Origin of the sequence: Fictibacillus halophilus (genome assembly GCF_016401385.1) — a bacterium.
GTDB classification, from domain to species: domain Bacteria; phylum Bacillota; class Bacilli; order Bacillales; family Fictibacillaceae; genus Fictibacillus; species Fictibacillus halophilus.
Genome location: NZ_JAEACF010000001.1, coordinates 553159 through 567830, shown reverse-complemented (window position 1 = coordinate 567830; position 14672 = coordinate 553159). Strand labels below are relative to the sequence as shown.

17 protein-coding genes are annotated in these 14672 nt (G+C 37.5%); 6 read left to right on the top strand and 11 right to left on the bottom strand.

Annotated elements, in window-relative coordinates:
* Positions 1-35: 35 nt before the first annotated feature.
* The gene (locus I5J82_RS03005; protein WP_198768892.1) at positions 36-1505 is read right to left on the bottom strand and encodes an aldehyde dehydrogenase family protein; all 1470 of its coding nucleotides are present in this window, start codon (positions 1503-1505) and stop codon (positions 36-38) included.
* 420 nt (positions 1506-1925) lie between these two features.
* Positions 1926-3446, bottom strand: coding sequence for a DHA2 family efflux MFS transporter permease subunit (locus I5J82_RS03000; protein WP_198766594.1), 1521 nt, complete (start codon positions 3444-3446; stop codon positions 1926-1928).
* 158 nt (positions 3447-3604) lie between these two features.
* Here I5J82_RS03000 and I5J82_RS02995 point away from each other — a divergent pair, with 158 nt between their 5' ends.
* Positions 3605-4480: a TetR/AcrR family transcriptional regulator gene (locus tag I5J82_RS02995; protein ID WP_198766593.1), complete on the top strand. Its 876-nt coding sequence runs from the start codon at positions 3605-3607 to the stop codon at positions 4478-4480.
* Between the two features lie 272 nt (positions 4481-4752).
* Positions 4753-5403 (top strand): FusB/FusC family EF-G-binding protein, encoded by a 651-nt coding sequence (locus tag I5J82_RS02990; protein WP_198766592.1) that lies wholly within the window; start codon positions 4753-4755, stop codon positions 5401-5403.
* A gap of 61 nt (positions 5404-5464) precedes the next feature.
* Here I5J82_RS02990 and I5J82_RS02985 read toward each other — a convergent pair whose 3' ends face one another.
* Together I5J82_RS02985 and I5J82_RS02980 are read right to left on the bottom strand one after the other, a co-directional pair.
* Positions 5465-6424, bottom strand: coding sequence for an LLM class oxidoreductase (locus I5J82_RS02985; RefSeq protein WP_198766591.1), 960 nt, complete (start codon positions 6422-6424; stop codon positions 5465-5467).
* A gap of 186 nt (positions 6425-6610) precedes the next feature.
* A complete protein-coding gene (locus tag I5J82_RS02980) occupies positions 6611-7165 on the bottom strand; it encodes a GNAT family N-acetyltransferase (protein WP_137790133.1) in 555 nt (184 codons plus the stop codon).
* Positions 7166-7336: 171 nt separating this feature from the next.
* On the opposite strand from I5J82_RS02980, the gene I5J82_RS02975 reads away from it, so the two are divergent.
* Together I5J82_RS02975 and I5J82_RS02970 are read left to right on the top strand one after the other, a co-directional pair.
* Entirely contained in the window at positions 7337-8389 is a 1053-nt protein-coding gene (locus tag I5J82_RS02975; RefSeq protein WP_198766590.1) for an ArsR/SmtB family transcription factor, read from the top strand.
* Positions 8379-9611 (top strand): MFS transporter, encoded by a 1233-nt coding sequence (locus I5J82_RS02970; RefSeq protein ID WP_198766589.1) that lies wholly within the window; start codon positions 8379-8381, stop codon positions 9609-9611. Before I5J82_RS02975 ends, I5J82_RS02970 begins: the two co-directional genes overlap by 11 nt.
* Before the next feature lie 73 nt (positions 9612-9684).
* On the opposite strand, the gene I5J82_RS02965 is transcribed toward I5J82_RS02970, so the two are convergent.
* Entirely contained in the window at positions 9685-10719 is a 1035-nt protein-coding gene (locus I5J82_RS02965; protein WP_144701714.1) for a zinc-binding dehydrogenase, read from the bottom strand.
* 220 nt (positions 10720-10939) lie between these two features.
* Here I5J82_RS02965 and I5J82_RS02960 point away from each other — a divergent pair, with 220 nt between their 5' ends.
* Entirely contained in the window at positions 10940-11506 is a 567-nt protein-coding gene (locus I5J82_RS02960; RefSeq protein ID WP_332873673.1) for an MEDS domain-containing protein, read from the top strand.
* A 22-nt stretch (positions 11507-11528) separates the two neighbouring features.
* Here the strand turns inward: I5J82_RS02960 and I5J82_RS02955 are convergent, their stop codons facing one another.
* From I5J82_RS02955 to I5J82_RS02945, 3 genes are read right to left on the bottom strand one after another with little or no spacing between them, the layout of a single operon-like run.
* Complete coding sequence (locus I5J82_RS02955; RefSeq protein WP_198766587.1) at positions 11529-12182, bottom strand: uridine kinase family protein; 654 nt, start codon at positions 12180-12182, stop codon at positions 11529-11531.
* A gap of 5 nt (positions 12183-12187) precedes the next feature.
* Positions 12188-12382, bottom strand: coding sequence for a hypothetical protein (locus tag I5J82_RS02950; protein ID WP_198766586.1), 195 nt, complete (start codon positions 12380-12382; stop codon positions 12188-12190).
* Positions 12383-12424: 42 nt separating this feature from the next.
* Entirely contained in the window at positions 12425-12757 is a 333-nt protein-coding gene (locus I5J82_RS02945) for a hypothetical protein (RefSeq protein WP_198766585.1), read from the bottom strand.
* An 83-nt stretch (positions 12758-12840) separates the two neighbouring features.
* On the opposite strand from I5J82_RS02945, the gene I5J82_RS02940 reads away from it, so the two are divergent.
* A complete protein-coding gene (locus I5J82_RS02940) occupies positions 12841-13077 on the top strand; it encodes a hypothetical protein (RefSeq protein WP_153238915.1) in 237 nt (78 codons plus the stop codon).
* Positions 13078-13089: 12 nt separating this feature from the next.
* Here I5J82_RS02940 and I5J82_RS20265 read toward each other — a convergent pair whose 3' ends face one another.
* From I5J82_RS20265 to I5J82_RS02930, 3 genes are read right to left on the bottom strand one after another with little or no spacing between them, the layout of a single operon-like run.
* Positions 13090-13473, bottom strand: coding sequence for a DUF5694 domain-containing protein (locus tag I5J82_RS20265; protein ID WP_332873672.1), 384 nt, complete (start codon positions 13471-13473; stop codon positions 13090-13092).
* 38 nt (positions 13474-13511) lie between these two features.
* Positions 13512-13751 carry a hypothetical protein gene (locus I5J82_RS20260; protein ID WP_233096392.1) on the bottom strand — a complete coding sequence of 80 codons (240 nt, stop codon included), beginning with the start codon at positions 13749-13751 and terminating at the stop codon, positions 13512-13514.
* Positions 13751-14626, bottom strand: coding sequence for a DUF2268 domain-containing putative Zn-dependent protease (locus I5J82_RS02930; RefSeq protein WP_198766584.1), 876 nt, complete (start codon positions 14624-14626; stop codon positions 13751-13753). The genes I5J82_RS20260 and I5J82_RS02930 overlap by 1 nt, the downstream gene beginning before the upstream one ends.
* Between the last annotated feature and the right edge of the window lie 46 nt (positions 14627-14672).

The window sequence follows — 14672 nt, the reverse complement described above, 5'->3', positions numbered from 1 at the left end:
CCGAATGAAGGCATCCGGATGCTTTCTTTACTTATTTACTTTAATTGACTAATAAAAGGTCCATAATTTCTTGGAGTACGTTGCACAGATAACCATTTTAGAGTAGTGAATTCTTCTAACACCCACTCACCATTAAATCGGCCAAGTCCTGAATCTTTTTCTCCACCAAATGGCATGTGAGGTTCATCGTTAACAGATTGGTCATTAATGTGAATCATACCTGTATGAATGTCATGAGCTATGTCTGTTGCATGTTCAATGTTTTTCGAATGAACGGCCCCACTGAGTCCGTACGGATATGCATTTGCCATTTGAACAACGTCTTCATCTTTTTCAAATGGAATTAGAATAGCTACAGGTCCGAAGATTTCATTCTTCGCTAATGGCATTTCATTGTTCACATCTGTGATTACGGTTGGTTCTAAAACATTACCTTCTGCATCTCCACCAACACGAATCTTCGCACCTTGTGAAACACTTGCTTCAATATCCTTTAAAATCCGATCTACTTGATCTCTGTTAATTAAAGGACCAACGTTCGTATCTTTTTTGGATGGGTCACCAAATTTAAGGTTTTTTGCTCGTTGAACAAAGGTTTCTGCAAATTCTTCATAAATGTCTTGATGAACAAAGATTCGATTGATCGCCATACATATTTGACCTTGGTGATAAAACTTTCCAAACAATGCTGAATCTACTGCCTGATCAATGTCTGCTTCTTTTAATGCAATAAATACGTTATTCCCGCCTAATTCTAGAGCAGATTTCTTTAAGTTCTTACCAGCAAGTTCTCCGATATGTCTTCCGACTTCTGTTGAACCTGTAAACGAGATCAAACGAGGAGTTGGATGTGTGACGATCTCATCTCCAATTTCTGAACCACGTCCTACGATTACGTTAATCAGACCTTTTGGAAGTCCGGCTGCTTCAAAAATACTCGCAAAGATTAATCCGCCTGTTACCGGTGTGTCAGTAGCTGGTTTAATAACAACAGCATTTCCTGTCGCGATGGCAGGTGCGATGGATCGAATAGCCAAATGGAAAGGGAAATTCCAAGGACTAATAATTCCAATTACACCTAACGGATTACGGTACACTCTGTTTTCCTTGCCTGCTGTTTGAGAAGGAAGAATTTTTCCTTCCATACGATATGGGTATGTTGTAGATTCTTTTAAAATATTGATAGAAGCTCGAAATTCAGAAATAGCTTTTATATACGTGCTTCCTGATTCTTTGATGATCCAATCAATGATGAATTCTTCATTCTCTTGCATAACGTCAGCTACTTTTTCTAAAACAGCACGCTTGTTTTGTGGAAGTTCGTTTGCCCATTCAGCTTGAGCGATTCTCGCTGCCTCATAAGCTTCATCCAAATCTTCTTTTGTTGCAGCTTGAATCGTAACAAGCTCTTCATCCGTGAAAGGATTTGTGTTCTTCATCAAGCTATCGCTGCTTCCTTTTCGCCATTCGCCGTTGATATATATATTTGAAAAATCGGTGTTCATTTTATTCATCCTTATTGACACTCCTTTTTTACTAACAAAAGATTAGTTAAGACCTTACTCCTATTTTTAAACGATGTAAATCAATCTGCTTATTACTTTACCCAATTAACTGTAGATCCTACACATCATTTGTGGATCTTAAGTGTTTTACGGTACGTGTTTTTATATTTCTTACACGTTCGCCGATAAACTTTATGTTTTCACCTGAGAATGGATTGTAATCACCGGAAAACACTTTACTTTCACCGGTAAAGTGACACTTTCCACCTGACACCACTACACTTCCACCTGAACATAAACTTATCCATCCTGATGTTGTATTCAGCGACTGCATTCTGAACCGATTTTTAAAGAAAAAGAAAAAACCGACACTAAATTGGGTCTTAATCGTCCCCAAAGTGTCGGTTTTAGTAAAAAATTTTAAGCAGTAACTGATTTTGTTGATGTTTTATTTTCTTTCTCAATCTTATTCACTGCTTCAGCACTTGTATCTACGCGTTTAACGAAGAAGGCTAACACTAAAGCAACAATATTAATTCCGAATGCAACTAAGAACGAATATTGAATACCTGACAGAAGCGCTTGCTGTGTTAATGCGGCTGTTGAAGCCTCCGTAATCGTCGCTGGATCTACTCCACTCATCAAGCTTTCTGCCTCTGTTTTCGTAACAGTATTCATAATCGTAACAAGGATCGCTGTACCGATAGAACCTGAAACTTGCTGTGCAGTATTATTAACAGCTGTCCCATGCGGATTCAAGCTTGTTGGAAGCTGATTGAGACCATTTGTCATAATCGGCATCATAACCATTGATAATCCAAACATACGCATCGAGTAGATCATGATGATATAAGAATAGGTTGAGTCAGCTTGCAGGTGAGCGAGCATATATGTTGATATCGCTGTGATTGTAAGTCCGACTACCGCTAAGGCACGCGGTCCAAACTTATCAAAAAGCTTACCTGTAATAGGTGACATGATTCCCATGATGATTGCTCCAGGCAACATCATAAGCCCAGAATCAAGTGGCGATATTCCTCGAACACTTTGCACGTATGCCGGTGTTAAAATCATGCCTGAAAACATGGCAACTGCGTTCACAATCGCAATGACAGAAGCGAGAGCAAACATTGGATACTTATAAACTCTAATGTTCAATAATGGTTCATCTAACTTTAATTGTCGCAGGACAAAGATCACTAATGCGATACCACCAATAATTAGCGTGGAAAGAACAACCGTATCCGTCCAGCCATCCGAACTTGCCGTGCTACAACCGTATAGAATTCCTCCGAATCCTATGCTGGATAATACGAGAGATAGATAATCCAATGAAACATTTTTGTTCTGCTTCATCACATTTTCAAGCTTCCAAACTGCAAATAATAGGCTAAGAATAGCTAGCGGCAGAATCATTTCAAAAAGTAGACGCCAGTCATAGTATTCAACGATATAACCTGACAATGTTGGTCCGATCGCAGGAGCTGTAATCATGACCAACCCGAAAATCCCCATCGCAATGCCTCGTTTTTCACGTGGAAAACTAACGAGCATGACGTTCATTAATATTGGCCCCATTACAGATGAACCAACAGCTTGCACCATACGTCCTGTTAATAACACACCAAAGTTAGGAGCAAAAGCCGATAGCGCCGTACCGATTGTAAAGATGGCCATCGCTGTAATAAACAACGTTCGATTTGAGAATCGAGTAATTAAAAATGCCGAAGCTGGTATTAAAACACCGCTCACAAGCATGAAGCCGGTGACCAGCCATTGAACGGTCGAATAGTCTTTTACATTTAAATCCACCATGATGGTAGGCAATGCTACGTTCAGCAATGAGTTGTTTAAAAAAGCTACGAACGCTCCAACGAACAAGATCGCAAGCATCAAATAGGGCGGTTTTTTATGTTGTAAAGTGGAATCTGTATTCCCCATGTCATTTCTCCTCTTTAATTAAAATAATTACTTAACTTTATTAAGTTTATACCCTTAGTATAAAAATATCAAATGTTTTGTACCGTCAGTCTAAAAACATTGTGTTTCCATCTGAAGAAATTTATACTAGTCGTAAGGGTTGGACATAGGAGGAAAGCATGAATAACAGAAAAAGAAAAGTCGCTGACACCGCTTTGAAGCTCTTTATAGAAAAAGGCATTCAGCAGACTTCTATACAGGAAATTATTGATAAAGCTAATATTTCAAAAGGCACGTTCTACAACTATTTCTCATCAAAGAGTGACTGTATCGCGGACATTTTGGAATTTTTGCGTTATGACGCCAGTCAACAGCGAATCGCCGTTCAAATAGGCAGGGATACAGGTGATCGGGATGTTTTCATCGAACAAATTGTAATCATCATGCGGCTGAACCAGGAAAGAAACCTTCAGCCACTTTTTGAAGCGATTCTTTCTTCCAATGAAGCTGACCTGAAAAAACTCGTTATGCAGCATCGATTATATGAGATGGAATGGATATCTAATCGTTTTATTGAAATCTTAGGCGATGAAGTTCGGGAGCATGTGTTTGAAGCGACCATCCTATTCTTCGGCATGATGCATCATATGTTGTTTACAATGCGAATAACAAATACGACTTACTCATTAGAGCATGTCGTTGATACTCTCCTTTCTTATATTGAGTTGATCGTACCCAAGATGATGTTGAACGAATCGGTTCTCATCCCTCTTTCAGCTATTGATTTACTCCGTACAAATGCAAATAAAAAACAAGTCAAAATAGATGATGTTCTATCACACGCTGAGCAACTGCAGCAGGATTTTACGTTTAACGAAGAACAGCAAGACCTTTTTGATGCGGTCATGAGTGAACTTAAACGTGAGCGTATTCGTAAGATTGTTCTTCAACCATTATTGAAGCCATTTCAAAAAAGTTTTGAAGAATCACCAATCTCTTCTCAAGCGCAAACTTTTACTAACTTGGTTTGGTACTATTTAAGAAATATGAGTTAACGAAAAAGGCTGTCCGATGTATAGATTCGGATCAGCCTTTTTATGTTTGCACAAATGACCAGCTCTTCTTATAATATTGATGAATGGAGGTCGGTAAAAATGGCAAATCATTTTGCCGGAATCATAAGCAGCTCATGCAAAGCCTAACATTAGGGGCGATTCTTTGTATGGGCTGACATCGGTAACGTTAGTCGCCCGAGCGTATGACTTCGTTTCTAATGATGGCTTTGCACCTTGTTTTCTTTTTTACAAAAAATAAGGAGCTGAACAAAATGAGTAAACCATTCATTAGAAATCATCAGTACAACCTCATAAAACAACAAGTTTTACAACTACAGCGTGCATGTAATAACGGTGCTGATCCAAAAGTAATTGAAGCTGTTCAACACAGCGCTCAATCAAAAATTCTTGAATCCTTTTCTGAGCTCAATGAATCTCAAAAAGATTTAATAGCGGGGTTAGAACCTTTACGGAAATCAGAAGAGTTTCAGAAATACTTGCAATCCTTAGAACCATTTCTTGAGAAATTTTCAACCACTACTAATAAGCAGATTATGAAATTGTTTCCGAAAGTTAAGAAGCTGAAAGTACCTGATTTGAATGCGATTGATTTTCAAAAGATCAGTTATCTTGGCTGGGTTGATATTGGTACGAATAAAATGTTCATCGTGTATCACTTAGACGGTAAGCTAGTTGGTGTACAAGGTAGATATACACCATCAAACAAGGGTATCTGTTTTTTGTGTAACGGAATTACAGATGTTGCATTATTCTCAGCGATAACAAAATCTAAACCAGCAAACGCTTCTTCCGACTATTATAAAGCGATCGGAAATTACATTTGTACGGACAGTCATGAGTGTAATAAAAGAATTTCAAAAGTTGACTCTTTAGAAAAGTTTCTTCAAGACGTTTTATATTAAAGAAAAGCCAAGCTTCTGCGTCTAGCAGCTAGCTTGGCTTTTTTGTTACCTTTTTAAAGTTTTAAAGTTTTAAAGCTGGAAAATGCGGTATCACTTCTTCACCTAGTTCTTGTATAACTTCTTTAGCTGGTCTTTCACTATCAAAGAGTGCAAAGAACAAGTGGTTTACTCCAGACTCTTTATACACTTGCAACAGCTCGATCAATGGATTGCGGCCGATTCTAAATCCTAAACGAATCGGTTGTGGAGCTTCGTTAGGATCTTCTGCTAGATCAAGGTGCATCGGCTGAGTGAATGGTTTGAACGTATCAGGATGATAGCGCCCAACTAACTCTCTCCACCTTTTTATTGTTACTTCTTGATACTTAGGGCTGCGAGGATAGTACATCCACCCATCTCCATGCTCTGCAAACCACTCCATTTCCTGTTGTGCATAGCCTGTAATAAATGTCGGAATTCGTTTTGTTGGCTTAGGTACAAGATTAGCTCCCTGCACGGTTCCCCTGGATGAACGGATTTCTGGGTATTCATTATAAAGGACCTGGTTAAGATATTGAAAAGCCTCCACAAACGCTTGCCCTCGTGTTTCGTGCGAGACACCTAAAGCAGAAAAATCTGCACGTCTATCACCTGATGATACGCCAAGCAACACACGTTCTGGGAACAATTGATCCAGAGTTGCGATTTCTTTAGCAACACGCAACGGATGCCTTAATGGTAGTACAGCAGCTGCTGTTCCTAGTGCAATTTCCTTCGTCTGACTTGCTAAATATGTCATATAGATCATCATATCGTAAATCTGACCTACCGCTGGATCTCCAAAATTCGGATCTTCCAACAGAACATCACGAAACCATAAACTTGTGAAACCTAATTTTTCAGCTAACTGCGACAATTCAACTTGCTGTTCCATCGTCGGAGTAGCAAATCTATAATTTTCAAGAGGGATGTGTAGTCCAAGTGTTAATTCACCCTCACTATACATTCGATTGTAAGAACGATGATATTTGAATGGATTCATTGTTGGTCGTGCCCTCCTATGAGAAAAGATTCCTTTATGATTTAAAATCATACGCTCTTTACCAAAAAATAAAAGTACGCACTTTGAAGTACGATAGGCACTTTCAAGTAACAATTACGTAATATCAAAAAAAGCCGACAGCAAAAAGGTCTGTAAAACCTTTTCCTGTCAGCTTACCTAAACATCCTAGTTATTTTGTTTCCATTCTTCAGCCAATAGACCATATATCACATGATCAACATAATGATCATAAAGCCATTCTGCTTGGCGAATCTTGCCTTCTTCCTGAAATCCTAGCTTCTCCGGAATCGCACGGCTTTTTTTATTTTCTTCAGCTACTCGTATTTCAATTCGATTAAGATCGAGTTCATTAAAGCCATATGCAATATATGCTTTACACGCTCTCATCATAATTCCTTTTCCTTGAAACTGTTGACCGAGCCAATATCCCATAACACCGATCTTATGTAACCTATTTATTTCGTTAAACCCGATAATTCCAGCAATGTTTCCTTTATAAATAATTGCTGTTGTCTTTGGATAACCCCCTGTTTCAATTACCCCTTTTAAGGTCGCTTTTATGAAAGCAAGGGAATCTTCTTCTTCATTCGTATAGTCTAACCAGCCTAGCCATTCCTTTAGATACTCTTTAGATTGAATCGTTAGTTGGAAGAACTCTGTAGCATCTTTTTCATTAAACATACGAAGAGATAGCTCCTCGTCAATTTTATAAACAAACATAACCTTTGACCCCTTTTTTCCTAATTTTAGCACATAGGTACGGAAAATAAAGGTTATTATTGATTTTAAAAAATTTCAATTCATTTCGAATTATAAATTCTAAATATGTTGAATTTTAATTTTTATTGAATTAGAATAAAAAATAGAATTCATTACTTTTTGGAGGTAGACATGAAAAATATCCATTCTCCTCATTCTCATGAAACTGTATCCCTATCTATTGAGAGTTCAATGGTATGGGAACTAGCTCTAGGAATTGCAGGTTATACATACGAAAAATTGCGTCACACGTTTGAACAGGATGAGCAGTGGACACAGCGAGAGTCTCTAATGTCAGCGTCTTTAAGAAAGAATTTAGAAACCATACAACAAACAAACTTGTGGTATGGCATGATTATGCTGCAGAACAAAATTTCAGCTTCTACGATTACAGAATTTTCATTAAAAGTTTCTGAGTTACCATCTGACGTTTTTTATGAAACGCTTTTACCTTACAAAAATCGTTCATGTGAGTCGCACAGAAATGAGGCCGCAAAAAGTTATGAACAATCTAATGCCTTTAATCAATACGCATCTCTATTTAAAGAACACGACTTTTTGGAGGGATATGTACGAACACTTGAGCATATAAACCGTGATGTACTGCACTCCTTACTAACTGAAACACTTTCGGAATGGTATAACTGGCAAAGTAAAAATACGGATTGGGAAAAATGGATGCAAGCTCTCTCATTTGAAAAGAAACAGAATGGTCTTCTTAATCACCAAAAACCATCAGAAGAAATTGAACGTATTACAAGAGGAGCAAAATATGTTCCAGAACCTTCTGTTTGGAACATAAAACTAATTCCACATGTCTCTTATAGACCATGGATACTTGAACAAAAAACATCAGATACAAAGCTCATCTTTTATCCATTGAGTGATGAAGCGTTATTAGAGCCAGGTTCTCCTACAAATGAGCTTGTACGGGGGCATAAGGCACTAGGTGACGATCTTCGATTAAAATTATTGTATCAACTAATGAGAGGACCACTCTCTCTTCAAGAATTAACCACACAGTTTAACGTATCAAAAACCACCCTGCACCACCAGCTATCACTTTTAAAAGCTGCTAAACTTGTTAAGGTTGAAAAGGGTATTTATTCCGCTAATACACACTATATTCGTTCGTTCTCCAACCAACTTCAGCACTATTTGGGAGAAGACACAAATGAAGAATAACTCATTTTCTAGACCATTTAAAGCCCTCTGGATCGGCGAAATCATCTCCGAATTTGGAGGGGCTGCCGGTGGTATCATAAACGGGCTTATACTATTCGAGATAACAGGGTCTAAAGAGTGGATGGGAGCACTTTGGCTTCTTTATTTTATTCCATCCTTAATTCTGCAAGGTATCAGCGCTCCATTCCTAAACCACGTTATAAAAGAAAAAATGCTTTTAAATATTCAACGATTCCGTTCTGTTGCTTATATTCTGCCTTTGATCGGATACATAAGCGGTTCAGAAATAGGTACGATCGCTGGATTAGTGATTCTGCAATGTGTATTGGGTCTATTGCAACCGATATACGCTAGTCTTTCTTTTGCTTTATTACCAGATCTTTGTGAAGAAAAAGAATTAGTTTCTGCCAACAGCTTACTCGATGGAACCATACGCCTCATGAGTTTTATCGCACCAGGTGTTACATCTTTACTTCTTTTAGTCAGTCCTCTGTATACCATTTACGGGTTATCTAGCCTTATGTTTTTACTGAGCTCCATATCGCTTTCTCAAATTCCTCAAGTAAGCAAAAAAAGAGTAGCGACATGGTCAAAAAAGTTCTGGTGGGAAGAAACAAAAATTGGGTATCGTACTTTCCTTCAATTTCCACAGCTACTAAGACTAACTCTGTTATCATCATCTGTACAATTTGCAGTAGGAGCCACTTTGGTAATAAACGTGCCTTTTATTAGAGAAGATTTGACCGGGGAAGCTTGGGAATATGCGATTTTTGCGGGAATGTTTCCGATTGGATATGCGCTTGGCATGCTGCTTCTTACAAAGTTACCTAAGAACAACAAAACCATGTATGTCGGCCTTGTTGGAGGAGGGTTGTCTTTTATCGCATTGTACTTCGCTCCTTCTGTTTATATCGCTTGGGGATGCGAATTCTTAGGAGGACTCTTATTTCCGATGTTCAATGCCCAAAGCTCTGCTCTTTTTCAACAAAATGCTCCTCGAGATCGATTATCACAATTAAGCGCAGTGAGGTTACTTTTTCTTCGGATCACCATGCCACTCGGAATCTTATTCGCTTCTAACAGTTACTTAGGCATAAGTACTCGTATGACATACTTTTTTATCGGTGTGATAATTGCAGTGCCGGGAATGTATTACTTAATCTGTACCTTGATTCAAAATAAAGATCATGATTTGAAAGATCGAGTTAAAATCTCAAGTTAAATGAAAAAATGGCGACCAAAACTAGAGAGTCCTAATTTGGTAGCCATTTCTTTTATTTTAAACTAAATATTTACTAAGGAATTAATACAATTTTCCCTAACTTTCCTGCTTTCTTGAAATATGTTTGAGCTTCTCTTGCTTCATGAAGAGGAAACGTTCGATCTATAACGGGTTTAATTTTACCTTGAGAAATTGCATCTAACATTCGAGCAAATTCTGCCTTTGTTCCTAAAACAGAACCGTATAGTGTTATGTGTTTTAAATATAAAGTTCTAAAATCAAGCTCTGTTTTTTGTCCGCCGGCAGATCCTGAAGTACAGAACTTGCCTCCGTTTTTTAAAACTTGAAGAGAAGTAGAAAACAACGCGTCTCCAACCACATCTAAAACAGAGTCAATCGGACCCCCGTTGATTTGTTGGATTTCATGCGCAAGGTCCTTCGATTTATATGAGACTACATGTGTTGCTCCGAGTTCTTTTAGTTTTTCCTCTAATGTAAGGTCGCCTACCACTGCAATTACTTTAGCTCCAAAAACATTTGCAGCAATCTGTACATTCAGTGAGCCTACCCCTCCGTTGGCACCCGTTACTAGGACGGTTTCATTCGGTTGAACCTGAATCTGTTCGACCATGTGCCACGCAGTTAAACCACTTACGGAGAAAACGGCACTTTCTGTGAAACTCTGTAAAGGCATATCAAAGCAAAGATGTGCTGGCCAAACTACGTATTCAGCATACCCTCCGTCATACTCAGACCCTATAAATGACATATCATCAGAGATATGTTCGTATCCTTCTTCTCCACTTGATGTAAAAGGAAACAATACAACGTCCTTTCCTATCATAGAAGATGCAACTTGTTTCCCTGTTTTCACAACTGTACCTGTAATATCTGAGCCTGGTATTCTCGGAAATTGAACCCCTTCTGGTCGCCAACCTGATTTAGAACCTGTACCGTATGCTCCTTCTCTCATCCAAATTTCCGTATTATTGATACCACATGCCTTCACCTGAATTAAAACTTCATTTTCTCCTGGCTCCGGTATGTTGATATCAACAACTTCTAATTTATTTATATCACCATAACCTGTCACTTGAACGGCTTTCATATACTCATTCCTTCTGTCTTAAATTTCTTGCTGCTATTCAATCCTTTAATATAATATTTAACTTCTCCATCCTTATAGTAGCCCAAAAATTATAGAGTAAAACCTTCACAGTAACCTGAAATAAAGTAAAGTTAACGTTTTGATACTTCCTCTTAGCTTTTATTCTGTAAAACAGGTAAACTAATAAAATCTGATACCTGAGAGTAGTGATAACTTGAAAGTGAGTATGAAAGAGTTAATGGAACAAAAAAGGAATGTTCATGTACTTTATTCTTATAATGGAATGAAAGAATACACAGAAAAAATTGTGAATTATATTCAAGAGGGCACCTCATTAGGAGAGTATGTTGTCGTTATTGAAAACGAACGCATCTATCGCATGCTTAAACAAGAATTGGCCATTAGATTAAAACCTGCTCAATTGGAGCTTGTTCATCATGTAAATAATTTTGACTTTTACTATTCAAGCGGCAGCTATCATCCACCTGCCATTGTAGATTACTTTTTCAAAACCGTTAAACCTTATGTAGATAACAACAAGTCTTTTCGTTCATGGGCACATGTTGAATGGGGGACAATGGAAGATCCTCTTCATCTAATCGAAGACCTAGAGAGAATCGTGGACGGAGCCGTAAATGAGCTTGCATTCCCACTTATATGTGCATATGAGGGTGAAAAAATGCCAGAACATCTTCAAACCAGCTTACTGAAAACGCATCCCTATATACTCATAGATGAGGAATTCGTTGTATCAGATCAATACACATTGAAACGTATAAATAAATAAAACACTGCGATTTGCAGTGTTTTTAACTTATAAATGGCCATACTCCTGTTTCCAGCACATACTCTTCATTTGAATTCTTTACAACATAATCAAAGTGTTGATGTTTGGGATGCATGAATACTTCATACTGAATTCTTCGTTCCTCGTGTGAATGTAACAAATGATCAATGTTGGTCCCTCGTTCCGAAACATCACGTACCCCTCTCCTACTTAACTCAGTATCACCGTCTGTATATAAATAGATCTTAAGATCAAACAGTGCAGGATCACAAAATGCTACACTCATTCCCTCAACTATTGTTATCTGTTTTCCTGAGGAAACCAAAATACTCTCTGTTAAATGAGTCCCGATCGTGTATAGATTTAACCTATCCCTTATCATTTTTATATCTCGCTCTAAAGACCAAATATGATGAGCAAGTGGATGACCTGCTGTCATTTTATAAGAATGGTTTTTATTGTGATACACGTAATCTACTGTTGTGCATTTTCTTAGCTCAGAACGGACGATATAAGGATCCGTATTAATAGAATTTACTTTTTCCTGCCCAATCATATGTATAAGTTTAGAAGCAAATGTTGTTTTTCCTGCAGCACCGTGTCCAGAGATCCCTATGATCAATGGATGCTTTACTCCTTTTATATGATTACTTACTTCTTGTAAAATATTTTCCATGTTTTTCACTCCTGAATAATGTCTGTATGATTAGTTCTTTCTGATAAATATCTCTGAATACGATGCAGTTGTAAACATATAGAAATAATTACACCAAGAATGCCACCTAACATTATGCAAATACCTTGTTGATCATAAGAACTTCCCACAATGAGACCAAACAATAAGCCTAATAAAAGATTGGAAATGTATACCTTCATATTTTCTTCCTCCTTGTCTGCATAATAATCCTATTTGAACCTCTAACTATGCGTTTTGTCTTTTTTTTGTCGCGTAACATATCGCTCTATTCCAGAAACCACACTCCCGATAATGTATAGAGCACCGTTTGCAATAAGAACTAAAGCTATAATGGCTCCTGCAAGTCCTGCTCCGAACCCATCACTTCCTTCACGCTGAGCTTCCTCTCCTAAATATGAGCCTACCCCCATTGCAACCAATGGTCCTAAACAACAAATGATGATACCAGAAACCCAATAAGGTAACTTGTACTTTTCCTTCAAAGTATAAGGAAAATAGTTAAACACAAAAAGACTTAAAGTCAATACGATACCGAAAACAGCACCCGAGTTCATAAGTTCCTCCTAAATGGAATATAATGGTATATTAATATATATGTTACTCGTTAACAATCATGTGAATGGGGGTCGATCCATGTATGAATAAAACATTGCTCTCACTAATTCTTGGAATAATTATCGGAAGTGTTTTTTCTTATTTTCTATTAGACTATGAGAACCAAACAATGGAATTTCTAAACTATTATGGTGAAGAATCTAAAATAGTTCATGAATTAGATTTTAATTATTTTTCTAACACCGCAGCCTTCATTATAGTAGCTTCTCTTATCGTATTCTTAACGATATCATGGATTGAAAGAATAAATAAAAGATGAATATATGCATCATTATGTAAGATAGTCTAAAGAGTTTACAACACTAAACAAGTTACTCTCCTTTAAAAATTGAGTAACTAGATGTACAGGAGCCGCACCAATTATTAATAGGGTACGATCTGATAGCGATGTAATCTTAGCTAAATTGTAATAAAGGATTGGATTTCGTTGATACCACCATCTCATCCAATCGATGCCAATATATTCTTCAGATGAACCAATTCGTGCTATCGCCAAATACATTTCGTGCTGCTTTTCAATATAATCATTTATGTAACGAAAAAACTCAGGTTGATTCTTTTCAGCCCACTTAAAAACCTGACCCAATCCTCTATTTCCTACCGTATCCATCCAGTCCACAGCATGTACTTTTTCATGTTGTAAATCTGAGGCGATACGGAACCCAAGCTGATGTACTTCGTCAATTGCAAGACCTATTGACCCTCTTTATATTGATTAAATTCTTGATTGAGTTTATTCTCTTCACTCTTTACTACCTCTAGTGCAACCTTTGTTGGTTTAAATTTCTTCAACTGTTCGACTACTTTTTGAATTTCTCGTTGTCTTGATTCAACTAACAGATCATCGAACTCCATCCGTTGAAGGTCTGGTGTATACCTCATGTGAAAAGTTCCTAGTATCATTATTTGTGGTTTTTCTAGTTTGATGTTCATCACAACAGCTCCAAACTATTCTTATTTAAACCAGTACTTTGAGATAACCAACTTTCAGCATTACTTATAAAATCATTATCTTTCCAAGCCGTAATCGCATCGCCCTCACCTAGCTTTTTAACTTGGTTTTGAAAGAAGAGATCCGCTATATAATAGCCAAGTCTGCTGTGACCAAATTTCTTACCACCATTGATGGAGAACCATTCTGAAAAAATTGATTGGGCAGAGAATGAGTTGTAATCTTTTGCAAACGCCAGCAAAATCTCATCTTCATGTTTTTGAGCAAACTCCAACCACTCACATCCATGGTTATCAAAGGAAAAGTAAACAGATGGATGGAGACTGCCTACAATTCTCCTAGAAAAGTGAGTCGCTGCACCTTCTTGATTTAACCAAGTCATTGGACTGTTCCAATTTACGCTTTCCCACTTCATACCTGCTTTATCAGTCAAAATATTTTGTGTGGCATGCCCAAATTCATGGGCAACAATGGTTCTTAAATGCTCTCGTTCTGGTGACAGTTTTTCTAATGCGAACGTAACATTCGGTATGATCTGTCTGTGCGTGTATGCATTCGAGCCATAACCACCCACTATTAGATTCACCTCTACAGGAAAACGTACACCATATGCTTCTTCATACGCTTGAACAACTTCCACAATAACCGGATTAATTAACTCGTGAACGCGTTGTATAGACAACCAAGAGTCCGGATATTTTTTAATTGATAAATCATGTCTTTCTTCTGTATCTTTGCAATGGTAAGTAAAATATTCATGAAAAATAGACGGGTATCTTTTATAATACTCTTTCAAAAACGAAATCGTTGGCTGATAGTTTTGCAGAAAAAATGAAACAGTATCAATAATTTTCATGAGAATCCTCTTTTCCTTTCTCTTTTGCTATCTCAATTCAATAAAA